Source organism: Frankia sp. AgKG'84/4, from assembly GCF_023242965.2.
GTDB lineage: Bacteria > Actinomycetota > Actinomycetes > Frankiales > Frankiaceae > Frankia.
On record NZ_JALKFU020000728.1, the window covers coordinates 1 to 529 of the forward strand.

Sequence of the window (529 nt, forward strand, 5' to 3'; positions counted from 1 at the left end):
GCGTTCGCCCGGCCCGGGTGGGCGGTCCCGCCAGCGGGCGCGGCGCCACTGACCTGGCCACCGCCGGCCACCGGACCGCGGCTGAACAGCTCGCCCGGCAGTACGACGCGCGGGTCGCCGACCGAGTCCACCACCTGGCGGGCCAGGTCATGCACCCGTCGGCCCAGGCCACGGGCGGTGCGCCGGAGCCGTTCGAAGGCCTCCCGCGGCCGGATCTGGTTGCGTTCCGCCAGCACGCCGATGGCCTGTTCGACGATCACTCGCGAGGCGAGGGCGTGTTCGAGCTGGACGACCGACAGCCGCAGCTGCTCGATTTCGCCCAGGTCGCGCTCGGCGCGCCGGGGACGCCCGGGCGGCGCGAGGTCCTCGGCGAGCAGATCAGCGAGAACCATGGCGGACAGCAGATCGCCGACGGGGCGTAGCTCGGGGCCGGGGCCCTCCACGACCCACCCGGCGGACGTCCGGCGCAGCCGCATGTCACCAGCGGTGCGGCGGGCACCGGCCGGAGCGGTTCCCTTCGCGTCGGGAC

The 529-nt window shown here is 76.0% G+C and carries 1 protein-coding gene; it reads right to left on the minus strand.

The window, feature by feature from the left end; genetic code table 11:
* Positions 1 to 529 (minus strand): ANTAR domain-containing protein (locus MXD58_RS24825; RefSeq protein ID WP_250610064.1); only part of this gene is annotated, 529 nt, incomplete at both ends.